At 52.9% G+C, this 21,476-nt stretch carries 19 protein-coding genes; 11 read left to right on the forward strand and 8 right to left on the reverse strand.

Annotated features, from left to right (window positions below):
* Positions 1–53: 53 nt before the first annotated feature.
* On the forward strand, positions 54–1,334 hold the full coding sequence (locus tag QNN88_RS15985; RefSeq protein WP_414241081.1) for an MFS transporter: 1,281 nt from the start codon (positions 54–56) through the stop codon (positions 1,332–1,334).
* A gap of 22 nt (positions 1,335–1,356) precedes the next feature.
* Positions 1,357–2,331: a glyoxylate/hydroxypyruvate reductase GhrB gene (gene ghrB / locus QNN88_RS15990; RefSeq protein ID WP_414241082.1), complete on the forward strand. Its 975-nt coding sequence runs from the start codon at positions 1,357–1,359 to the stop codon at positions 2,329–2,331.
* 42 nt (positions 2,332–2,373) lie between these two features.
* On the opposite strand, the gene QNN88_RS15995 is transcribed toward ghrB, so the two are convergent.
* On the reverse strand, positions 2,374–3,084 hold the full coding sequence (locus QNN88_RS15995) for a DUF3053 domain-containing protein (RefSeq protein WP_414241083.1): 711 nt from the start codon (positions 3,082–3,084) through the stop codon (positions 2,374–2,376).
* 441 nt (positions 3,085–3,525) lie between these two features.
* Here QNN88_RS15995 and QNN88_RS16000 point away from each other — a divergent pair, with 441 nt between their 5' ends.
* From QNN88_RS16000 to cueP, 4 genes are all read left to right on the forward strand, one after another.
* A complete protein-coding gene (locus tag QNN88_RS16000; RefSeq protein WP_414241084.1) occupies positions 3,526–4,896 on the forward strand; it encodes an MFS transporter in 1,371 nt (456 codons plus the stop codon).
* 254 nt (positions 4,897–5,150) lie between these two features.
* On the forward strand, positions 5,151–5,441 hold the full coding sequence (locus QNN88_RS16005) for an HTH-type transcriptional regulator (RefSeq protein ID WP_414241085.1): 291 nt from the start codon (positions 5,151–5,153) through the stop codon (positions 5,439–5,441).
* Positions 5,442–5,713: 272 nt separating this feature from the next.
* Positions 5,714–5,926: an RNA chaperone/antiterminator CspA gene (cspA, locus tag QNN88_RS16010; RefSeq protein ID WP_000014594.1), complete on the forward strand. Its 213-nt coding sequence runs from the start codon at positions 5,714–5,716 to the stop codon at positions 5,924–5,926.
* A gap of 178 nt (positions 5,927–6,104) precedes the next feature.
* Positions 6,105–6,644, forward strand: a complete 540-nt coding sequence (cueP, locus tag QNN88_RS16015; RefSeq protein ID WP_414241086.1) for a copper-binding periplasmic metallochaperone CueP — start codon at positions 6,105–6,107, stop codon at positions 6,642–6,644.
* A 179-nt stretch (positions 6,645–6,823) separates the two neighbouring features.
* Here the strand turns inward: cueP and glyS are convergent, their stop codons facing one another.
* The 3 genes from glyS to QNN88_RS16030 form a co-directional block, all read right to left on the reverse strand.
* Positions 6,824–8,893 (reverse strand): glycine--tRNA ligase subunit beta, encoded by a 2,070-nt coding sequence (gene glyS, locus QNN88_RS16020; protein WP_414241087.1) that lies wholly within the window; start codon positions 8,891–8,893, stop codon positions 6,824–6,826.
* Positions 8,894–8,902: 9 nt separating this feature from the next.
* Positions 8,903–9,814: a glycine--tRNA ligase subunit alpha gene (gene glyQ / locus QNN88_RS16025; RefSeq protein ID WP_102603165.1), complete on the reverse strand. Its 912-nt coding sequence runs from the start codon at positions 9,812–9,814 to the stop codon at positions 8,903–8,905.
* A 96-nt stretch (positions 9,815–9,910) separates the two neighbouring features.
* A complete protein-coding gene (locus tag QNN88_RS16030) occupies positions 9,911–10,216 on the reverse strand; it encodes a YsaB family lipoprotein (RefSeq protein ID WP_414241088.1) in 306 nt (101 codons plus the stop codon).
* Between the two features lie 176 nt (positions 10,217–10,392).
* Here QNN88_RS16030 and QNN88_RS16035 point away from each other — a divergent pair, with 176 nt between their 5' ends.
* Complete coding sequence (locus QNN88_RS16035; RefSeq protein ID WP_414241089.1) at positions 10,393–11,388, forward strand: acyltransferase; 996 nt, start codon at positions 10,393–10,395, stop codon at positions 11,386–11,388.
* A gap of 119 nt (positions 11,389–11,507) precedes the next feature.
* On the opposite strand, the gene yiaB is transcribed toward QNN88_RS16035, so the two are convergent.
* The 3 genes from yiaB to xylA form a co-directional block, all read right to left on the reverse strand.
* Complete coding sequence (yiaB, locus tag QNN88_RS16040) at positions 11,508–11,855, reverse strand: inner membrane protein YiaB (protein ID WP_414241090.1); 348 nt, start codon at positions 11,853–11,855, stop codon at positions 11,508–11,510.
* 167 nt (positions 11,856–12,022) lie between these two features.
* A complete protein-coding gene (xylB, locus tag QNN88_RS16045) occupies positions 12,023–13,477 on the reverse strand; it encodes a xylulokinase (protein ID WP_414241091.1) in 1,455 nt (484 codons plus the stop codon).
* A 99-nt stretch (positions 13,478–13,576) separates the two neighbouring features.
* Positions 13,577–14,899 carry a xylose isomerase gene (xylA, locus tag QNN88_RS16050; RefSeq protein WP_414241092.1) on the reverse strand — a complete coding sequence of 441 codons (1,323 nt, stop codon included), beginning with the start codon at positions 14,897–14,899 and terminating at the stop codon, positions 13,577–13,579.
* Between the two features lie 363 nt (positions 14,900–15,262).
* On the opposite strand from xylA, the gene xylF reads away from it, so the two are divergent.
* The 4 genes from xylF (at position 15,263) to xylR (ending at position 20,297) form a co-directional block, all read left to right on the forward strand.
* Positions 15,263–16,255 (forward strand): D-xylose ABC transporter substrate-binding protein, encoded by a 993-nt coding sequence (xylF, locus tag QNN88_RS16055; protein ID WP_414241093.1) that lies wholly within the window; start codon positions 15,263–15,265, stop codon positions 16,253–16,255.
* Positions 16,256–16,333: 78 nt separating this feature from the next.
* Positions 16,334–17,875 (forward strand): xylose ABC transporter ATP-binding protein, encoded by a 1,542-nt coding sequence (locus QNN88_RS16060; RefSeq protein WP_414241094.1) that lies wholly within the window; start codon positions 16,334–16,336, stop codon positions 17,873–17,875.
* Positions 17,853–19,034, forward strand: coding sequence for a xylose ABC transporter permease XylH (gene xylH / locus QNN88_RS16065; protein ID WP_414241095.1), 1,182 nt, complete (start codon positions 17,853–17,855; stop codon positions 19,032–19,034). Before QNN88_RS16060 ends, xylH begins: the two co-directional genes overlap by 23 nt.
* Before the next feature lie 84 nt (positions 19,035–19,118).
* Positions 19,119–20,297, forward strand: coding sequence for a D-xylose utilization transcriptional activator XylR (gene xylR, locus QNN88_RS16070; RefSeq protein WP_414241096.1), 1,179 nt, complete (start codon positions 19,119–19,121; stop codon positions 20,295–20,297).
* Positions 20,298–20,347: 50 nt separating this feature from the next.
* Here xylR and QNN88_RS16075 read toward each other — a convergent pair whose 3' ends face one another.
* A complete protein-coding gene (locus QNN88_RS16075; protein WP_414241097.1) occupies positions 20,348–21,172 on the reverse strand; it encodes a protein bax in 825 nt (274 codons plus the stop codon).
* Between the last annotated feature and the right edge of the window lie 304 nt (positions 21,173–21,476).

Genomic DNA, 21,476 nt, shown 5'->3' on the forward strand with positions numbered 1-21,476 from the left:
TAACAGCCCCCTGTACCCTACAGACAGCGGCGGCAACACAACAGAGGTTGACTATGGCAAGCTCAACAAATGCAGCAAAACGCTGGTGGTACATCATGCCTATCGTGTTTATCACGTACAGCCTGGCGTATCTTGATCGCGCAAACTTCAGCTTCGCGTCCGCCGCGGGGATTAACGAAGACCTCGGCATCACCAAAGGGATCTCCTCTCTGCTGGGTGCTCTGTTCTTCCTCGGCTATTTCTTCTTTCAGATCCCCGGCGCGGTGTACGCCGAACGCCGGAGCGTGCGCAAACTGATTTTTGTCTGCCTGATTTTATGGGGCGGCTGCGCGTCGCTGACCGGGATGGTCAGCAATATCCCGGCGCTGGCGGCTATCCGCTTTATTCTCGGGGTAGTGGAAGCTGCCGTGATGCCCGCCATGCTGATTTACATCAGTAACTGGTTTACCAAATCGGAGCGCTCACGAGCGAACACGTTCCTGATCCTCGGTAACCCGGTGACGGTTCTGTGGATGTCGGTCGTGTCCGGTTACCTGATCCAGGCGCTCGGCTGGCGTGAGATGTTCATCATCGAAGGGGTTCCCGCCATTTTGTGGGCCTTCTGCTGGTGGGTGCTGGTGAAAGATAAACCGGCACAGGTCGGCTGGCTGACCGAATCAGAAAAAACAGCGCTGCAAACGCAGCTCGAACAAGAGCAGCAGGGCATTAAGGCGGTACGCAACTACGGCGAAGCGTTCCGTTCACGAAATGTGATCCTGTTATGCATGCAGTATTTCACCTGGAGTATTGGCGTCTACGGCTTCGTGCTGTGGCTGCCGTCAATCATCCGCGAAGGCGGCGCGAATCTGGGAATGGTTGAAGTGGGCTGGCTCTCTTCCGTACCGTATCTGGCGGCTACCGTGGCGATGATTGTCGCGTCCTGGGCCTCGGATAAATTACAGAACCGTAAGCTGTTCGTCTGGCCTCTGCTGCTGATTGCCGCATGTGCTTTTATCGGTTCCTGGGCCGTCGGCGCGAATAACTTCTGGGCCTCTTATACCCTGCTGGTCATTGCGGGCGCGGCGATGTATGCCCCCTATGGCCCGTTTTTCGCCATCATTCCAGAGATGTTGCCACGCAACGTTGCCGGCGGCGCGATGGCGCTGATCAACAGTATGGGCGCGCTGGGTTCGTTCCTCGGCTCGTGGTTTGTCGGTTACCTCAACGGCGCCACCGGTAGCCCGTCCGCCTCGTACATTTTTATGGGGGTGGCGCTTTTCGCCTCCGTATGGCTAACTTTAGTGGTTAAGCCCGCGAATAATCAGCACGTCCCGGTTGGCGCACGCCACGCGTAAATTTTAACTCACGGAGAGTCGCATGAAGCCGTCCATTATTCTCTACAAAGCGTTACCTGACGATTTACTGCATCGCCTGGAAGAACATTTCACCGTCACGCAGGTGCCGAACCTGAGCCCGGAAACGGTTGAACAACATGCGCAAGCCTTTGCCAGTGCCGAAGGTCTGCTGGGCTCCAGCCAAACCGTCGATACCGCGCTGCTGGAGAAAATGCCGAAGCTTCGTGCCACCTCCACCATCTCCGTGGGGTATGACAATTTCGATGTGGATGCGTTGAACGCACGTAAGGTACTGCTGATGCATACGCCCACCGTGCTGACGGAAACCGTTGCCGATACGATCATGGCGCTGGTGCTATCGACCGCTCGCCGCGTCGTGGAAGTGGCCGAGCGCGTGAAGGTCGGGGAATGGACCTCCAGCATTGGCCCTGACTGGTTTGGGATCGATGTGCACCACAAAACGCTGGGCATTGTCGGGATGGGACGCATTGGCCTTGAGCTGGCACAGCGCGCGCATTTCGGCTTCAACATGCCGATTCTCTACAACGCCCGCCGCCACCATCAGGAAGCGGAAGAGCGCTTCAATGCCCGCTACTGCGACCTTGATACGCTGCTGCAGGAATCGGACTTTGTCTGCCTGATCCTGCCGCTGACCGACGAGACGCATCATCTGTTTGGCGCAGAGCAGTTCGCTAAGATGAAGTCCTCTGCCATCTTCATTAACGCCGGCCGCGGTCCGGTGGTCGATGAAAACGCGCTGATTGCCGCACTGCAAAAAGGCGAGATTCACGCTGCCGGTCTGGATGTATTTGAGCAAGAGCCGCTGCCGGTTGATTCACCGTTGTTGTCACTAAACAACGTGGTGGCAGTACCGCACATCGGCTCAGCGACACATGAGACACGCTACAATATGGCGGCCTGCGCGGTAGATAATCTGATTGATGCGCTGCAAGGGAAGGTCGAGAAGAACTGCGTGAACCCGCAGGTTGCGGGGTAATAAAAATAGCCGGGAGGCGCTATCGCCTGCCCGGCAACTTCATCACTGGATAGCGTTTACCGCCGCAGTCCAGGCCTGATTAAATGCCTGATGCTGCGAGGCCAGCGGCCCAATCAATGTGTTGTACTGACTTGCCTGTTGCGAAGTCGGGAACTGAATACCGTTCGCCACAAAGCTCACCTGCGTATCCTGCTGCGCGACAAAGTCACCCACCTGGACCAGTTGCTGGGTGAAGATCTGTGCGGCCGGGATCAGCGGCTGCAACGCGTCTGCTGGCGTGGTCACCACTTTCTTGTACACCTGGTCAAATACCGGCTTCAGGTCATCGGCCTGTTTCAACGCGCCATGCGCCGCGTCCGCCTGCAGTTTCGCATTTTGCAGTTGCTGACCCAGTACGCCGAGAGAGCCGTTCAGATCGCGCAGGGGCCCACGTTGCGTCACATAATCTTGTGGCGCCCGGATGGCGTTAACGCTATCCACAACCGGACGCAGAGTAGAATCCATCGCCTGGTTCACCTGCTGCGAGTAGCCATACAGAATCGCGTAATCAGAAACAAACGGACCAAACTGTTTTTTCTGATCGGCAGTCAGGGTGGGTAGACGCTCACCGCTACGCATTACCGTATTCTGTAGAAAATCGACAAACGCTTTACGCTGATCGCCTTCTTTATCAAAACACCCACTCAGGCTAACTACCATTAATAACGCCGCAAGTGGCGCAAACCAGCGAGAGCAGGACTTTCCTGTCGCCATTTCAATACTCCTTTCACCCAAAAATGCGCACAGCGCAATACGCGTGCCTTACGGCTTACAAGGATAGTCCAGGTCAGGCTCGCAGGATACCCCTTGTGCATAATCTTGTGGCGGAAATTCGCAGGGCGTAACGATGATAACCAGCTTGTTACTTTATTGTTAATTGCATCACATTTACCGCCTCTGCATCGCGGGCAGGAGCGGGAAGTAGTTCTATGATTTTAATAGAGTTTCATTGCTCATACAGTCAGTGAAGAGGCAATTCGTACGATTATCGCACGTTAACCACGGTGGGATGATTGCCGAACCAGGGCTTCAATGTTTTGATTAATTGAACGATTAACGAATAAACGTTCGATAATCGCACAATTAATTCTAACGCTTGCGGTGACGAAAATAAAAATATCCTCTGTCCCCGCTTCGCTTTTGCAGGAATGACCCATGACAAACAGAACGACTGATATTCAAGCGTTTATTAACGAGCATCCCTTTTCCAGATACCAGTGGATGATTCTCGTGCTGTGCTTTGTGACCGTCGCGATGGACGGGTTCGATACCGCGATTATCGGCTTTATCGCCTCCGATCTCGTCCAGGAGTGGGGGGTGGAAAAATCCGCCCTCGGCCCGGTCATGAGTGCTGCGCTGGTAGGGCTCGCGGTGGGGGCGCTGACTGCGGGTCCAATGGCTGACCGCATCGGTCGCAAAAAAGTCCTGATCATGTCGATTCTGGTGTTTGGCGGCTTCAGCCTGCTCACTGCCTTTGCCAGCACGCTGAATCAACTGACGGCGCTGCGCTTTTTAACCGGCTTAGGACTGGGGGCGGCGATGCCCAATGCCGCGACCCTGATGAGCGAATATGCGCCGGAACGCCGTCGCGCGCTGCTGGTGAATCTGATGTTCGTCGGATTCCCTATTGGTTCGTCGATGGGCGGGTTTGTCTCCGCCTGGCTGATCCCGCACTACGGCTGGCAAAGCGTGCTAATCCTCGGTGGCGTGATGCCGCTGGCGCTGGCCGTGGTGTTGATCTTTCTGCTGCCAGAGTCTGCCCGATATCTGGTTGTAAAGAACAAATCACAGCAGCAGATTGGCACCATTCTGCGCCGTATCGCCCCGCTGCCAGAAACCACACATTTTGTACTGCACGAAACCGGTCAGGTTCAAGAGAAGTCCGCGCTGGGCGTGATCTTCTCGCCGCGTTACGCGCTGGGTACGGTGATGTTGTGCCTGACTTACTTTATGGGGTTACTGATCTTCTATCTGCTGACCAGTTGGCTGCCGCTGCTGATCCGTGAAACAGGGGCTACGCTTAGTCAGGCATCCATCATTACCGCCCTGTTCCCGTTGGGCGGCGGAATTGGTGTGCTGGCGCTGGGCGCGCTGATGGACAAGTTGAATCCGAACAAAGTGGTGGCGGTTGGCTGGTTGCTGACCGGGGTGTTCGTCTGCCTGGTCGGGTTCTCCACCAATAATCTGCTACTCATGGGGGTAATGGTCTTTATCGCCGGAACGATCATGAACGGCGCCCAATCGTCTATGCCCGCGCTGGCGGCGGGTTTTTACCCCACCCAGGGGCGTGCGACCGGCGTAGCATGGATGTTAGGCCTGGGTCGTTTTGGCGGCATTCTCGGCGCGTTTAGCGGTGCCTTCCTGATGCAGGCGCAGCTCGCATTCGAAACCATCTTTACACTTCTGGCGATCCCGGCCCTGGTTTCCGCCTTTGCTTTAATGGTGAAATACTGGGCTGGTAAACGACAGTTCTCTGGCGGTACTACACCAGCAGAATCGCCGACTCCCGGCGTGCAAAAAGCCTGATGCCCCTCCTGGCAGGTATTGGCCTGCCAGGAAATAGTCAGATTTTCGTAATCTTTACAATTTTTTTACGACGCGGGATATAGTGCTCGTTTTCAAATCCTTAGCAGGCTACAAATCCGCGACCTGCTTGTCGCTGAAACGAGTCTTGTTCCCCTCTTAAACTGTGACGCCCTCCATACTTTCTCATTTGCGACTATTCTTAACTGGCTTCGATGAAATTCACGATCCCGCTGTGTGATTTAGAGGAGTTCTCAATGGAATCTAAAGATCCGATGTTTGAGCTGCTGAGCAGCCTGGAACAAATTGTTTTTAAAGAAGAATCATCAAGAATAACCCTGACACATAAGCCAAGCCCCTTTAGCGAATATGAACAGTTGCGACGGGGGAGTGGTCTGGAAACAGATGATTTCGCCAGAGTGTTAGGCGTATCGGTTGCACTGGTACATGAGTGGGAATCAAAACGCGTTAAACCCTCCAGTACCGAATTGAAGCTGATGCGCCTGATACACGCTAACCCGACGTTGAGCAAACAGTTGATGGAATAACCGACAATTTTTGATTAACGGTCCTGATACAGGGCCGTTTTTTGACCACTTAACCCATCGGGTGAAAAATAACAGTTGCATCACCCGGCGTTACATGAGTTAATGCGCTCCACGGTTTGACGTACAGACCATTAAAGCAGTTTAGTAAGGCAGTCCCCTTCAAGAGTTATCGTTGATACCCCTCGTAGTGCGCATTTCCTTAACGCTTAAAAAATCTGTAGAGCACGCCATCTCGCCGAAAGGCACACTTATTTTTTAAAAGGTAATACACTATGTCCGGTAAAATGACTGGTATCGTAAAATGGTTCAACGCTGACAAAGGCTTCGGCTTCATCACTCCTGACGATGGCTCTAAAGACGTGTTTGTACACTTCTCTGCTATCCAGAATGATGGCTACAAATCTCTGGACGAAGGTCAGAAAGTTTCCTTCACCATCGAAAGCGGCGCTAAAGGCCCGGCAGCTGGCAACGTAACCAGCCTGTAAGCTTAAATAAGCTCAGAATTCAAGATCCCTGCCAGACGGCGGGGATTTTTTTTATCTCTTACCCGCCTTAATTATCTCAGTTTCCCTTCTTTGCATTACTTTACCTGGCCAGGCTTTGACCTTTCCCTAAGGGTAAGCTTTATAGTGAAGACCCTGTTTTTCACATGGAATTGACGCTATGTCCAGACTTCCTTTGTTCTTCACTCTAGGTTTACTCACCAGCGGCGCCGCGTTTGCTGCATCGCCAGAAGCCACATTCCTTGCCGAACATGGTCTTGCCGGTAAGTCAGTCGAGCAGATCGTGGATACCATCGATCAAACGCCACAATCCCGTCCACTACCGTATTCGGCTTCCATCACCAGTACCGAGTTGAAACTCGCTTCTGATGGGCAGATGTATACCCTGCCGTTAGGTGAAAAGTTCTATCTCTCCTTTGCGCCTTACCAACAACAGACGCACCCGTGCTTTAACCACAGCTTGTCCGGCTGCCAGGGTGAAATGCCGGAGACCACGTTCAACGTTAAAGTGACGGATAAAAAAGGCGATGTGCTGATTCAGAAACCACTCAAAAGCTATCAGAACGGGTTTATCGGCGTCTGGTTACCGCGCAACATCGAAGGGACAATAGAAGTGAGCTACAACGGCAAAACGGCATCACACGCGATTGCCACGATGGATGACAGCCAGACTTGCCTGACGGAATTGCAGTTGCAGTAATCCTTTCTGTTCCGTCCATAAAAAAACCTGCCCGGGGGCAGGTTTCAGAGTCTTGAAAACGCATACGGTAGTTTTTGCCGGATGACGGCTGACGCCTTATCCGGCCTACACGATATTCTGTAGGCCCGATAAGCTTGCGCCATCGGGCACTTCAGCGTTTGTCTGCGATAGCGACTTGCTTATTGCAACAGCGAAATATCCGCCACGCGCAGGAAAAGCTCGCGCAGTTTTTCCAGCATCGAGAGGCGGTTAATGCGCAACTCTTTATCCTCGACGTTCACCATCACTTTTTCGAAGAACAAATCGACCGGCTCGCGCAGTTCAGCCAGTTCCACCAGCGCGTCCTGGTAGCGACCTTCGGCAAAGTACGGTTCGAGCTTGTCACGCAGTACCACAACCTGCATCGCCAGCGCGATCTCTTCTGGCTCTTTCAACGTTGAGGCATTAACACGCTCGTTCAGCGTCTCGTCGGATTTCGCGAGGATGTTAGAGACACGCTTGTTGGCTGCCGCCAGCGCAGATGACGCTTCCAGCGTGCGGAAGTGCGAGACCGCCTTCATACGCGCATCGAAATCAGCCGGACGGGTCGGACGACGTGCCAGCACCGCCTGGATGGTATCCACGGTGTAACCTTCATCCTGATACCAGGCACGGAAACGACCGAGCATAAAGTCGATAACGTCATCAACGACCTTCGCGTTGGTCAGCTTGTCGCCGTAAAGACGCACCGCTTCTTCCGTCAGGGTCTGCAGGTCGAGGTTCAGGTTCTTCTCAACGATAATACGCAGTACGCCCAGCGCCGCACGACGCAGCGCAAACGGGTCTTTATCGCCTTTCGGATGCTGACCAATACCAAAGATACCCGCCAGAGTGTCCATTTTGTCCGCAATCGCCAGCGCGCAGGCAACCGGGTTAGACGGCAGATCATCACCGGCAAAACGCGGCTGATACTGTTCGTTCAGGGCAACGGCAACATCTTCCGCTTCGCCATCGTGGCGAGCATAGTGCATGCCCATTACGCCCTGGGTGTCGGTGAATTCGAACACCATGTTGGTCATCAGGTCACATTTCGACAGCAGGCCCGCGCGAGTCGCGTGGTTAACGTCTGCGCCAATCTGACCGGCAATCCAGCCCGCCAGCGCCTGAATACGATCGGTCTTGTCGCGCAACGTGCCCAGTTGCTGTTGGAACAGCACGGTTTGCAGACGCGGCAGGTTGTCTTCCAGACGTTTTTTACGGTCGGTGTTAAAGAAGAATTCTGCATCCGCCAGGCGCGGGCGCACCACTTTCTCGTTACCGGAGATGATTTGCTGCGGATCTTTCGATTCGATGTTCGCAACGAAGATGAAGTTCGGCAGCAGTTTTCCATCGTTAGCGTAGACCGGGAAGTATTTCTGGTCACCTTTCATGGTGTACACCAGCGCTTCAGATGGCACCGCGAGAAATTTCTCTTCGAATTTCGCCGTCAGTACCACCGGCCATTCCACCAGCGAGGTCACTTCCTCCAGCAGACTTTCGCTCAGATCGGCATTACCGCCAATAGTACGTGCTGCTTCTTCGGCGTCCGCTTTGATTTTGGCTTTACGCTGTTCGTAGTCGGCAATGACCTTACCGCGCTCCAGCAGGATTTCAGGATACTGATCGGCATTGTCGATGGTGAACTCCGGCTCGCCCATAAAGCGATGGCCGCGAATGATGCGATCGGACTGAATACCCAGAATGGTCGCCGGAATGACTTTGTCACCCAGCAGCAGGGTTACCGTATGAACCGGACGCACGAAATGCACGTCGCTTGCGCCCCAGCGCATTAGTTTCGGAATAGGCAGTTTTGCCAGCGAGGTCGCAATCATGTCTGGCAGCAGCGCTTCGGCGCTTTCGCCTTTCACATGCGCGCGATACAGCAGCCATTCGCCTTTATCGGTGGTCAGACGCTCGGCCTGGTCAACGGTAATCCCGCAACCCCGCGCCCAGCCTTCTGCCGCTTTGCTCGGTTTGCCTTCGGCGTCAAAGGCCTGGGCAATCGCCGGACCGCGTTTTTCAACTTCGCGATCGGGCTGGGATTCAGCCAGATTAGCAATTTTCAGCGCCAGACGACGCGGCGCCGCAAACCATTTAACATTGCCGTGTGCGATGCCGGCGTTGTCCAGCTCCGCAGTCACATTCGCAGCAAAGGATTCCGCCAGGCTGCGCAGGGCTTTTGGTGGCAGCTCTTCAGTGCCGATTTCCACCAGGAAAGTTTTCTCAGACATGGCCGCCTCTTATTTGTCTTTATTGCACATCGGGAAGCCGAGGGCTTCACGGGAAGCATAGTAAGCTTCTGCCACTGCTTTGGTCAGGGTACGAATACGCAGAATGTAGCGCTGACGTTCGGTGACGGAGATGGCTTTACGCGCATCCAGCAGGTTGAAGCTGTGGGCGGCCTTCAGAATACGCTCGTAAGCGGGCAATGGCAGCGGATTTTCCAGCGCCAGCAGCTGCTGCGCTTCTTTTTCATACTGCTCAAAGCAGGTGAACAGGAAGTCCACATCCGCGTATTCGAAGTTGTAGGTGGATTGCTCCACTTCGTTCTGATGGAAAACGTCGCCGTACGTGGTTTTACCCAACGGGCCGTCGCTCCAGACCAGGTCATAAACGCTGTCTACGCCCTGAATGTACATGGCCAGACGTTCCAGACCATAGGTGATTTCACCGGTGATTGGCTTACATTCCAGTCCGCCAACCTGCTGGAAGTAAGTGAACTGCGTCACTTCCATCCCGTTCAGCCACACTTCCCAGCCCAGCCCCCAGGCACCCAGCGTTGGGTTTTCCCAGTTATCTTCCACGAAACGAATGTCGTGAATGGTCGGGTCCATCCCCAGCTCTTTCAGCGACCCGAGATACAGCTCCTGGATATTGTCCGGAGAGGGCTTAATCACCACCTGGAACTGATAGTAGTGCTGTAAACGGTTTGGGTTTTCGCCATAGCGTCCATCGGTCGGACGACGAGAAGGTTGCACATACGCGGTTGCCATCGGCTCTGGCCCCAACGCACGCAGGCTGGTCATCGGGTGCGAGGTGCCTGCGCCCACTTCCATGTCCAAAGGTTGAACAATGGTGCAGCCCTGACGAGCCCAGTAATCCTGTAATGTCAGGATCAGGCCCTGGAAGGTCTTGGTATCAAACTTTTGCATAGTATTTCGTGCTGGATACGTGTGGTTTTAAAAGGAAGGGATCAGTATACCCGCTGACTGCAAGATAAACAGTACGTAACGGGAAAAAGGCAGGACTTAACGCATGGAAAGATGTAAAAACTGCCCATCCGCGTCAAAAGAGCAGACAAAACTCTCTTTACGGAAGGTATAGCCACGCATCTCGTAGCTTCCCTGAAATTGTTCAAAGCCTGTTACATCAATTTTCTGCGTGCCAGTGTTATAGCGCCGAGCGGCCTGGTCTTTGCACAATACTTCCATGTCCAGCGTGCGCGTGGGGCTCACTTTCACTTTCTGCGCCTTTTGCGGCGGCGATGGCTGGGAGGATGTACATCCAGCCAGCAGCAGAATGACCATTGCCGGGAAGAAAGATTTCATCATCATTTTATTACCGCCTAATTAACTGATCAGTCTTATTATTATTACATTCGGTATGGCAGACGCATTTTGCGAATCTCATCGGACCATCACAAGCTTTAGTGTAAAAACTCAGATTAATCCAGCGAGACAGGCTGACGAAATGTGAGTCAGACCATTTTTAAACGAAAACAGAGGAACTGATGCAGCCCAAAATTTACTGGATTGATAACCTGCGAGGGATCGCCTGTCTGATGGTGGTGATGATTCACACCACCACCTGGTACATCACCAATGCACAGAGTGTCAGCCCCGTTAACTGGGATCTTGCCAACGTACTGAATTCAGCTTCACGCGTCAGCGTACCGCTATTTTTTATGATTTCAGGCTATCTCTTTTTTGGCGAGCGCAGCGCCCAGCCGCGTCATTTTTTGCGCATCGCGCTGTGCCTGCTGTTTTACAGCGCCGTCGCCCTGCTCTACATCACGTTATTTACCTCGATTAACGCCGGGCTCTCCTTAAAAAATTTGCTACAAAAGCCGGTGTTCTATCACCTGTGGTTTTTCTTCGCGATTGCGGTGATCTACCTGGTCTCCCCGCTTATTCAGGTAAAAAGCATCAGTGGTAAAATGCTGCTGGTGCTGATGGTCGTTATTGGTATCCTCGCCAATCCGAATACCGTGCCGCAAAAAGTGGACGGGTTCGAATGGCTACCGATCAATTTGTATATTAACGGCGATACCTTTTACTACATTTTGTATGGGATGCTGGGCCGCGCCATCGGCATGATGGAGACACAGAAACGCGCACTTTCCTGGCTAAGCGCGGGGATTTTCATCATCGCTGTTGTTGTGATTTCCAGAGGGACACTACATGAATTGCAGTGGCGTGGTAATTTTGCCGATACCTGGTATCTCTATTGCGGCCCTATGGTCTTTATCTGTGCCGTTGCGCTGCTGACGCTGGTCAAGAACACGTTGAACACGCAAACCGTTCCAGGGCTGGGACTGATCTCCCAACATTCGCTCGGTATTTACGGTTTTCACGCGCTTATTATTCATGCGTTGCGCACCAGTGGCCTTGAAATCAAGCGCTGGCCGCCGCTGGATATGCTATGGATTTTTAGCGCCACCCTCGCGGGCAGTTTACTGCTTTCGATGCTGTTACAACGGGTTGATACGCGCAGGCTGGTCAGTTGAAAATAAAATGCCCGGTTCAGAAGACCGGGCATTTTATTTTAAATTATCGTTCAGCACGTCGTCGCCGACGTCTCAGCAAATAGTAAGCCAGGCAGCCCCAGAGCAACGTTATCTCCTTTTTAATTATCCGATGCGCGAACTACACGTGCTAATCCCCACAATCCGACAAAAAGCGCCGCAGGATAAAGCCCCTTCTCAACCGGCGTTAGTGGTGCATTAATGACGCCGACACAAAGCAGCCCGAGGGTCATGATGGCAACTATTCGACATACGGCGATGAAGCGATCGTCGAGTTGCCCGAACATCATCTCGCGCAGGTATATCCAGGTCACAAACATCGCCAACACCAGAACCCCGAGAAAATAGCCCTTTCCACTCAGTAACGGACATGCCATCTCTAAGCCGATAACGTAAGTCAATGTGCCTGATATGAGCAACAACCATGAAATTAACGTTGAGCTTTTCATTGGGCTCTCCTTATCCAACAGAAGCAGAGTAGGGACAACCTTCTGAAGACAACAATGAAAATTGCAAGTGAGATGGAATTTCAGAATAAATCCATATATTTAATTTATTGATCAATTATTTATATATTTCGAATTAATCCCTCCTGCAAAACAGGAGGGATTCAGCCTCAGGACATGAGTGGAAGGAGCTGCTGATACAGACGACGGAAGGTCTCGCGACGCTGTTGATAAACAGTATGACGTTGTGCATCTGGCTGGTGCGTCTGCTCAAGCGGGAGCTGCGGCAGTAACCCGGCTAACGACTTCTGCGGATTCATCGCAATTTGTGCCAGCCGAGCAGCACCCAGTGCCGGCCCTACATCACCGCCGGTGCGATAATCGAGTTGCAGACCGCTGATATCCGCCAGCATCTGCCGCCAGTACGTGCTACGCGCCCCTCCGCCGATCAATGTGACGCTTTGCGGCTTCACACCGCAGGCGTGTACCACGTCCATCCCGTCAGCCAACGCATAGCCCACGCCTTCCAGCACCGCCCGCGCCAGTTCAGCCGGCCCATGCTGGTGGGTCAGGCCAAAGAAAACCCCCTTCGCCTGCGGATTATTATGCGGCGTACGTTCACCGGAAAGGTACGGCAGGAACCAGACAGGATCGGCAGCAACATTAGCCTGTTGCGCCGCATCAATCAGCGCCGGGACTGTCACCAGCCCGGTGAGGTTTGCAGCCCAGTCCAGACAGGAGGCCGCACTTAGCATCACTGACATCAGATGCCAGCGCTCAGGCAACGCATGGCAAAAACTGTGTACCGCGCTTTCAGGTTTACTCAGGAAACCCTCGCTGACGGCAAAATAGACGCCGGAGGTTCCCAGTGACAGCATGGCCTGATCGGCATTCACCATCCCCACACCAACCGCACCTGCGGCATTGTCGCCGCCTCCCGCGACGACAGAAACCGCAGGCATATCCCACGCCATCGCCACATCAGGTAGCAACCTGCCGGTAATCTCACTCCCTTCAAACAGCGCGGGCATATGGTCACGGGTCAGCCCGCAGGCATTCAGCATCACGTCACTCCAGTCACGTTTTTCCACATCCAGCCACATTGTTCCCGCCGCGTCTGACATATCGCTGGCAAACTCACCCGTCATACGTAAACGCAAATAATCTTTCGGTAGCAGTACCTTCGCCACCTTGCGAAACACCTCCGGTTCGTGGCGCTGTACCCATAACAGCTTTGGTGCTGTGAATCCGGGCATCATCAGGTTACCCGTGATGACCCGCGACTGCGGTACCATTGATTCCAGCAACGCACACTCTTCGCCACAGCGCCCGTCATTCCACAGAATGGCCGGTCGCAGCACCTGTTGCTGGCTGTCGAGCAACGTCGCGCCGTGCATCTGCCCGGCAATGCCCAGCGCTTTCACTTCACTTAGCGAATGTTGCTTGCTGAGTGCCTTCATGGCGCGATCCGTCGTCTGCCACCACTGTTCGGGATCTTGCTCCGACCAGAGCGGATGAGGACGGGAGACGGTGAGTTTTTCCGTTTGCGATGCGACCACCTCGCCTTGCTCATTGAGCAAAATTGCTTTCACGCCCGAGGTGCCTAGATCGATCCCGATATACATAACGTGGGTTCCTTAAACTGAAAATGCCCGGTAGCGCAACGCTCACCGGGCCTGTAAAACGATCGACCGGGAAAACGTTGCGTCACCCGGCGATGTCGATTACTTATCGAACAGGTAATGGTTCACCAGGTTTTCCAGTTGTTCCTGATGGCCACTCTGATGTACCGGCGCCAGGTTATGCTGCTCAGCATAATGCGCCAGTTCGCTTAACGACATCTGTCCTTTCAGGATCTGCTGGCCCAACTCGCTATTCCACCCGGCATAACGCTTCGCCACGCGTTTATCCAGTTCACCCTCTTCGATCATGCGCGCCGCAATTTTCAGTGACAGCGCCATGGTGTCCATCGCGCCGATATGACCGTAGAACAGATCGTATTTATCGGTGCTCTGACGGCGAACTTTCGCGTCAAAGTTCAGGCCACCGGTGGTGAAGCCGCCCGCTTTGAGGATTTCGTACATCACCAGGGCGTTCTCTTCCACGCTGTTCGGGAACTGGTCGGTATCCCAGCCCAGCTGTGCGTCGCCCCGGTTGGCATCCACAGAACCGAACAGGCCCAGCGCAATCGCCGTGGCGATTTCGTGGTGGAATGAGTGACCCGCCAGCGTTGCGTGGTTAGCTTCGATATTCAGTTTGATCTCTTTTTCCAGACCGAACTGTTTGAGGAAGCCGTAGACGGTGGAGGCGTCGTAATCATATTGGTGCTTGGTTGGCTCCTGCGGTTTTGGTTCGATCAGCAGCGTGCCCTGGAAGCCCGTTTTGTGCTTGTGCTCTACGACCATCTGCATAAAGCGGCCAATCTGCTCGCGTTCCTGACGCAGATCGGTATTCAGCAAGGTTTCGTACCCTTCGCGACCGCCCCACAGCACGTAGTTTTCACCGCCCAGTTTGTGCGTGGCGTCCATCGCCGTCACCACCTGAGTAGCCGCCCAACTGAACACTTCCGGATCCGGGTTCGTTGCTGCACCCGCACCATAGCGTGGATTGGTGAAGCAGTTTGCCGTACCCCATAACAGCTTCACACCGCTCTGCTCTTGCTTCTCAGCCAGCACATCGACCATTTGAGCAAAGTTGTTTTTGTACTCTTTCAGCGACGCGCCTTCCGGCGACACATCGACATCGTGGAAGCAATAGAACGGAACGTGCAGCTTGTGGAAAAACTCAAACGCGACGTCCGCTTTACGTTTTGCCAGCGCCAGCGCATCGCCCGGTTGCTGCCACGGACGATCAAACGCCCCGACACCAAACATATCAGCGCCGTTCCAGCAGAAGGTATGCCAATAGCAGGCCGCAAAACGCAGATGATCTTCCATCCGTTTGCCCATGACGATCTCATCAGGATTGTAATGACGGAATGCTAACGGATTAGTGGATCGTGGACCTTCATAACGAACGCGATCGAGTTGGTCAAAATATGCCTGCATAATGAACTCCATAATCAAGGAATACGGCGGAAATAGGTTATGCCGTAATATTGAGCACTCCCTTACCGTTGCTCAATTATGTTATTTCACACTGCTATTGAGATAATTCACAAGTGTGCGCCACCTCGCAAAATAAAAATATCCATTTGCAAAAAATGGAGGCTCTGCTGGTATAAGTGCAACTTTCAATACCCACGATAAAAAGTAAGATCCCGGTCATAATTCGGGAAATAAACCAAATTTCGTAACCGCAAGATAAAAATCTGTAATTGTCTTCCCCGTATGAATTGCTAAATTCTGCAACGTCTTATGCTGTGATTGTTACTTTTATTGTTACTCCCTCTAACAAAAGGCATCACGATTATGAAGATGAAGAATCTCTTACTCACCATCTGTACCTCCCTTTTGCTTACCAGCGTAGCAGGACATGCCAAAGAAATAAAAATCGGCATGGCGATTGATGACCTGCGGCTCGAGCGCTGGCAGAAAGATCGCGATATTTTCGTCAGTAAGGCTGAATCTCTTGGTGCAAAAGTCTTTGTCCAGTCCGCGAATGGGAATGAAGAAACCCAGATGTCGCAGATTGAAAATATGATCAACCGAGGAGTGGATGTCCTTGTCATTATTCCTTATAACGGACAAGTATTAAGTAACGTAGTCAAAGAGGCGAAACAGGAAGGTATTAAAGTTTTAGCTTACGACCGTATGATCAATGATGCTGACATCGATTTTTATATTTCATTTGATAACGAAAAGGTCGGCGAATTACAGGCCCAGGCATTAGTTGAGCGCGTTCCTCAGGGGAATTATTTTCTGATGGGCGGTTCCCCCGTAGATAATAACGCTAAACTCTTCCGCGCCGGACAGATGAAAGTCTTAAAACCCTATATCGATTCCGGGAAAATAAAAGTGGTTGGCGATCAGTGGGTAGACGGCTGGCTGCCGGAAAATGCGTTGAAAATTATGGAAAATGCCTTGACCGCAAACAATAACAACATTGATGCCGTTGTCGCCTCCAATGACGCGACGGCAGGCGGAGCGGTTCAGGCGCTCAGTGCGCAGGGGCTTTCAGGGAAAGTGGCAATTTCAGGCCAGGATGCTGACCTAGCGGGAATTAAGCGCATTGTCGCGGGAACACAAACAATGACCGTTTATAAACCGATTACGCTGCTGGCCAATACCGCCGCCGAAATCGCCGTTGAACTGGGCAACGGACAGCAACCAAAAGCCGACGCCACGTTAAACAACGGTCTGAAAGATGTTCCCTCCCGCTTATTGACGCCAATTGACGTTAATAAAAACAACATCAATGAGACCGTGATTAAAGACGGATTCCATAAGCAGAGCGAACTGTAAGCGCTGCGCCCTGGCAACCGCTGAGGGCGCGCATTTCCCACTACGCCCGGTTCTCTCATTGGCTACTGCGGAGTCGCTATGTCCTGTCTACTTGAAATGAAGAACATCACCAAAACCTTCGGTGTCGTCAAGGCGATTGATAACGTCAGCCTCAGACTGAATGCCGGTGAAATTATTTCATTATGCGGCGAGAATGGCTCAGGTAAATCGACGCTGATGAAAGTACTGTGCGGTATTTATCCCTATGGCAGTTATGAAGGTGAAATTGTTTTTGCGGGAGAAACGCTGCAGGCCAACCATATTCGTGATACCGAACGCAAAGGGATTGCCATCATCCATCAGGAGTTAGCGCTGGTTAAACATTTAACCGTGCTGGAGAATATTTTCCTCGGAAGTGAAATAAACCGTCATGGTGTGCTTGATTACGACATGATGACCCTGCGCTGCCAAAAATTGCTCAGGCAGGTCAGTCTGGCGATTTCTCCCGATACCCGGGTGGGTGAGCTGGGCCTTGGTCAGCAACAGCTGGTTGAAATTGCGAAAGCGCTGAATAAACAGGTGCGCCTGCTGATTCTGGATGAACCGACAGCGTCACTCACCGAACAGGAAACAACCGTGCTGCTGGAGATCATTCGCGATCTGCAACAGCACGATATCGCCTGCATCTACATTTCACACAAGCTGAACGAAGTGAAAGCCATTTCCGACACGATCTGCGTGATCCGTGATGGCAAGCATATTGGTACCCGCGAGGCGGCTGGCATGAGCGAAGACGATATCATCACCATGATGGTGGGTCGCGAGCTCACCGCGCTCTACCCCAGCGAACCACACACCGCAGGTGAAGAAATTTTACGCGTTGAGCATCTCACCGCCTGGCATCCCGTCAATCGTCATATCCGGCGCGTGAATGACGTTTCCTTCTCACTAAAGCGCGGCGAAATCCTGGGTATTGCCGGTCTGGTAGGCGCAGGGCGCACGGAGCTTGTCCAGTGTCTGTTTGGCGTCTGGCCCGGACGTTGGGAAGGAGAAGTGGTGATTGACGGCCAGCCCGTCAACATCCGCAACTGTCAGCAGGCTATTGCTCACGGGATCGCCATGGTCCCGGAGGACCGTAAACGCGATGGCATTGTGCCAGTTATGGCGGTGGGGAAAAACATTACCCTCGCCGCGCTTGATCAGTTCACTGGCAAGGTAAGCCAGTTAGACGATGCCGCCGAATACAAATGCATTCTGGAATCCCTGCAACGCCTGAAAGTCAAAACCTCCTCTCCGGAGCTGGCGATCGGACGTCTGAGCGGTGGGAACCAGCAAAAAGCCATTCTGGCACGCTGCCTGTTGCTCAACCCGCAAATTCTCATCCTCGATGAGCCTACCCGGGGCATTGATATCGGCGCGAAATATGAAATCTACAAACTCATTAACCAGCTCGTTCAGCAGGGTATCGCCGTGATCGTCATCTCGTCGGAATTGCCCGAAGTGTTAGGGCTCAGCGACCGTATTCTGGTGATGCATGAAGGAAAACTGAAAGCCAACCTGGTCAATCATAATCTGACGCAAGAGCAGGTGATGGAAGCCGCTTTGAGGAGCGAACAACATGTCGAAAAACAATCCGTCTGAAGCTAAACTCACCGCCCCACTGACGGGCGTTTTTCCTGGGATTAAATCGCTGAATCTACAGGTGTTCGTGATGATCGCGGCCATCATCGTGATCATGCTGTTCTTTACCTGGACCACGGACGGTGCGTATCTCAGCGCACGTAACGTCTCTAACCTGCTTCGCCAGACCGCGATTACGGGGATCCTGGCGGTCGGTATGGTGTTTGTCATCATCTCAGCGGAAATCGATCTCTCCGTCGGTTCGATGATGGGACTGCTGGGCGGCGTCGCGGCTATCTGCGACGTCTGGCTGGGCTGGCCATTGCCGTTTACCATTATCGTCACGCTGGCGCTGGGATTGCTGCTCGGCGCCTGGAATGGCTGGTGGGTCGCTTACCGCAAAGTTCCCTCATTTATTGTGACTCTGGCCGGGATGCTGGCGTTTCGCGGTATCCTCATCGGCATCACCAATGGTACAACCGTATCGCCGACCAGTTCTGCCATGTCGCAGATTGGGCAAAGCTACTTATCCAATGGATTGGGCTTTACCCTCGGCGCGATCGGTTTGATGGCGTTTATCGGCTGGCAGTGGCGCGGGCGCATGCGCCGGCAGTCTTTGGGTCTTGACGCCCCGGCGTCAACCAGCGTAGTGGGCCGCCAGGCATTAACTGCCGTTATTGTGTTAGGCGCCATCTGGCTGCTGAATGATTATCGCGGTGTGCCGACACCTGTTCTGCTGCTGGTATTTTTGCTGCTCGCGGGGATGTTTATGGCGACACGAACGGCATTTGGCCGGCGTATTTACGCCATCGGGGGCAATCTGGAGGCCGCCCGTCTTTCCGGCATTAACGTCGCGCGGACCAAACTGGCAGTGTTCGCCATCAATGGTCTGATGGTGGCGATTGCCGGGTTGATCCTCAGTTCGCGTCTCGGTGCCGGCTCGCCTTCTGCGGGAAACATCGCCGAACTGGATGCCATTGCCGCCTGTGTCATTGGCGGAACCAGCCTGGCGGGTGGCATCGGTAGCGTTGCCGGCGCAGTGATGGGCGCATTTATTATGGCTTCTCTGGATAACGGAATGAGTATGATGGATGTCCCAACGTTCTGGCAGTATATCGTGAAGGGCGCGATTCTGTTGCTGGCAGTATGGATGGATTCAGCGACAAAACGCCGCGTCTGATCTACTGAAAAATAGGGCTATTTTTTATGCCGGTCACTCCTGTCCGGCATTGTCGTTTATGAAAGAGTGAGCAGAGACAGAACCATGTTTGATAAACGTCACCGTATTACCCTGTTATTTAATGCCAATAAAGCCTACGACCGTCAGGTGGTGGAAGGGGTCGGTGAATATCTACAAGCCTCGCAATCCGAATGGGACATCTTCATCGAGGAGGACTTTCGCGCCCGCATTGATAATATCAAAGAGTGGTTAGGTGACGGCGTGATTGCTGACTATGACGACGATGAGATCGCACGGTTGTTAGTGGATGTGCATGTGCCCATCGTCGGTGTCGGAGGCTCCTATCATCTGGCGGAAAATTATCCTCCTGTCCATTACATTGCCACTGATAATCATGCGCTCGTTGAGAGCGCCTTTCTGCACCTGAAAGAAAAAGGCGTTAATCGTTTTGCCTTCTACGGCCTGCCCGCCTCCAGCGGAAAGCGCTGGGCGGCGGAACGCGAGTATGCCTTCCGCCAGTTAGTTGCGGAGGAGAAGTATCGTGGCGTGGTGTATCAGGGACTGGAAACCGCGCCTGAACTCTGGCAACACGCGCAAAATCGACTGGCGGACTGGCTGCAAACCCTGCCGCCGCAGACGGGTATTATCGCGGTCACTGACGCCCGCGCCCGCCATGTTCTTCAGGTCTGTGAGCACCTGCATATTCCGGTACCCGAAAAGTTGTGCGTCATTGGTATTGATAATGAGGAACTGACCCGCTATCTGTCACGGGTTGCGCTGTCGTCGGTGGCTCAGGGCGCGAGGCAAATGGGCTATCAGGCGGCAAAGCTGCTGCACCGCCTGCTGGCCAATGAGGAATTGCCGCTCCAGCGTATTCTGGTGCCTCCGGTGCGCGTCGTTGAACGCCGTTCGACAGACTACCGCTCCCTCTCCGACCCCGCCGTTATTCAGGCGATGCATTATATCCGTAACCACGCCTGCAAAGGCATCAAGGTAGATCAGGTACTGGATGCGGTCGGGATTTCACGTTCCAATCTGGAAAAGCGCTTTAAAGAAGAAGTGGGAGAGACCATTCACGCGGTGATCCACGCTGAAAAGCTGGAGAAAGCGCGCAGCCTGTTGATTTCCACGACGCTGTCGATCAACGAAATCTCGCAGATGTGCGGTTATCCGTCGCTGCAGTATTTCTATTCCGTCTTTAAGAAAGAGTACGACACGACCCCAAAAGAGTATCGCGATCTGAACAGTGAAGTATTAGTGTGATGCACCAGGACCGAAACAAAAACGCCTTCTTTGCAGAAGGCGTTCGGGGATTACATATGGGCTGCGATTAATCGCTGGTTATCCTGGTACATCGCGAACAGATAGTTGTTGTAACTCTGCCCCTTTGTTGAATAACCCTTCAGCTTATGAATCATCGCCGTCGCCGTTACTTCCTGATCCGCTTTGCGCAGTTGCGCGCGCGATTTACGGAAGGAGGCGTAAGCCGGATGCGTGTTCAGGTTAATCACATAGGCGCTGACCGACTCTTTAACGGAGTCAAACTGAGAGTACCCTTTCACTTTACCTGGCGCATTGTTACAACTTCCTTTCGCGCACTTCATGCCGAACAGGTTGTTATTGCTACGCGCAAGCTTAGAGGTACCCCAACCGCTTTCTGCCGCAGCCATCGTCGCCACCATACTGGTCGGGATGATGTCTACGCGCTCCAGCAACGTATTCCACGGAATACTCCGGGTGTTGCCAGACCACTTCACCTTGTAGCGCGTCGCAATATCTTTCATGCGCTTACGCTCAGTCGGTGACCAGCGATTCTGATACTGCTTTGAGATCAGCCAGTTACGATCGGCAGTGATCGCCGCATTTTGACTGGTAATATAAGGCATAACCGTCCGGAGAAACGCTTTTTTCCTTGGTGTTCCGGAAGGGTATTTTCGCAAATCAGGAAGTGAACTGCTCTTTGCACTATTGCGAGAATACTCTTGTTTACTGCTTACCTGTTTATTACTGGTCTTGGTTACGTGGGACTTTTGACTCGATGTTGATGTGTGCGTCTTTGCCAGCACCTCACCCGAAAATACGATGGTGAGTAACATAAGAATCATTGCCCCATATCGTCGTATGGGAGTCAATATCATTAGGTCTCCTGGTCGGATTGAATCATTCCAACACCTTTTATTTTTCACAATTTTGAGAGTTGAATCTCAAATCATATCAAAAATAGCGTTCAAGAGCACCCTAAGGAATAGGCCAATTCCGAAACCATGTCACGCATAAACTATTCCGCGAGGAACTAATTCGAAAGATTTGTGGTGGTTATCGCAAAATAAGGCTATTTTTTGCCCAAAATCACTCATCCGTATTCCTCATCCTCGTTGAGTGCGGTCAAAGGATGAGTTTTGTCAGCAGGTTCTCAGGCAAACTGGTTAAAATCGCCGCAAA

It is taken from the genome of Citrobacter sp. ANG330, from assembly GCF_047467925.1.
GTDB classification, from domain to species: Bacteria; Pseudomonadota; Gammaproteobacteria; order Enterobacterales; family Enterobacteriaceae; genus Citrobacter_A; species Citrobacter_A amalonaticus_G.

What these genes read in the sequence shown, in the direction of transcription:
- QNN88_RS15985 (WP_414241081.1), top strand. Translation starts at nt 54, where the DNA reads ATGGCAAGCTCAACAAATGCAGCAAAACGCTGGTGGTACATCATGCCT.
- ghrB (WP_414241082.1), top strand. Translation starts at nt 1,357, where the DNA reads ATGAAGCCGTCCATTATTCTCTACAAAGCGTTACCTGACGATTTACTG.
- QNN88_RS15995 (WP_414241083.1), bottom strand. Translation starts at nt 3,084, where the DNA reads ATGGCGACAGGAAAGTCCTGCTCTCGCTGGTTTGCGCCACTTGCGGCG.
- QNN88_RS16000 (WP_414241084.1), top strand. Translation starts at nt 3,526, where the DNA reads ATGACAAACAGAACGACTGATATTCAAGCGTTTATTAACGAGCATCCC.
- QNN88_RS16005 (WP_414241085.1), top strand. Translation starts at nt 5,151, where the DNA reads ATGGAATCTAAAGATCCGATGTTTGAGCTGCTGAGCAGCCTGGAACAA.
- cspA (WP_000014594.1), top strand. Translation starts at nt 5,714, where the DNA reads ATGTCCGGTAAAATGACTGGTATCGTAAAATGGTTCAACGCTGACAAA.
- cueP (WP_414241086.1), top strand. Translation starts at nt 6,105, where the DNA reads ATGTCCAGACTTCCTTTGTTCTTCACTCTAGGTTTACTCACCAGCGGC.
- glyS (WP_414241087.1), bottom strand. Translation starts at nt 8,893, where the DNA reads ATGTCTGAGAAAACTTTCCTGGTGGAAATCGGCACTGAAGAGCTGCCA.
- glyQ (WP_102603165.1), bottom strand. Translation starts at nt 9,814, where the DNA reads ATGCAAAAGTTTGATACCAAGACCTTCCAGGGCCTGATCCTGACATTA.
- QNN88_RS16030 (WP_414241088.1), bottom strand. Translation starts at nt 10,216, where the DNA reads ATGATGATGAAATCTTTCTTCCCGGCAATGGTCATTCTGCTGCTGGCT.
- QNN88_RS16035 (WP_414241089.1), top strand. Translation starts at nt 10,393, where the DNA reads ATGCAGCCCAAAATTTACTGGATTGATAACCTGCGAGGGATCGCCTGT.
- yiaB (WP_414241090.1), bottom strand. Translation starts at nt 11,855, where the DNA reads ATGAAAAGCTCAACGTTAATTTCATGGTTGTTGCTCATATCAGGCACA.
- xylB (WP_414241091.1), bottom strand. Translation starts at nt 13,477, where the DNA reads ATGTATATCGGGATCGATCTAGGCACCTCGGGCGTGAAAGCAATTTTG.
- xylA (WP_414241092.1), bottom strand. Translation starts at nt 14,899, where the DNA reads ATGCAGGCATATTTTGACCAACTCGATCGCGTTCGTTATGAAGGTCCA.
- xylF (WP_414241093.1), top strand. Translation starts at nt 15,263, where the DNA reads ATGAAGATGAAGAATCTCTTACTCACCATCTGTACCTCCCTTTTGCTT.
- QNN88_RS16060 (WP_414241094.1), top strand. Translation starts at nt 16,334, where the DNA reads ATGTCCTGTCTACTTGAAATGAAGAACATCACCAAAACCTTCGGTGTC.
- xylH (WP_414241095.1), top strand. Translation starts at nt 17,853, where the DNA reads ATGTCGAAAAACAATCCGTCTGAAGCTAAACTCACCGCCCCACTGACG.
- xylR (WP_414241096.1), top strand. Translation starts at nt 19,119, where the DNA reads ATGTTTGATAAACGTCACCGTATTACCCTGTTATTTAATGCCAATAAA.
- QNN88_RS16075 (WP_414241097.1), bottom strand. Translation starts at nt 21,172, where the DNA reads ATGATATTGACTCCCATACGACGATATGGGGCAATGATTCTTATGTTA.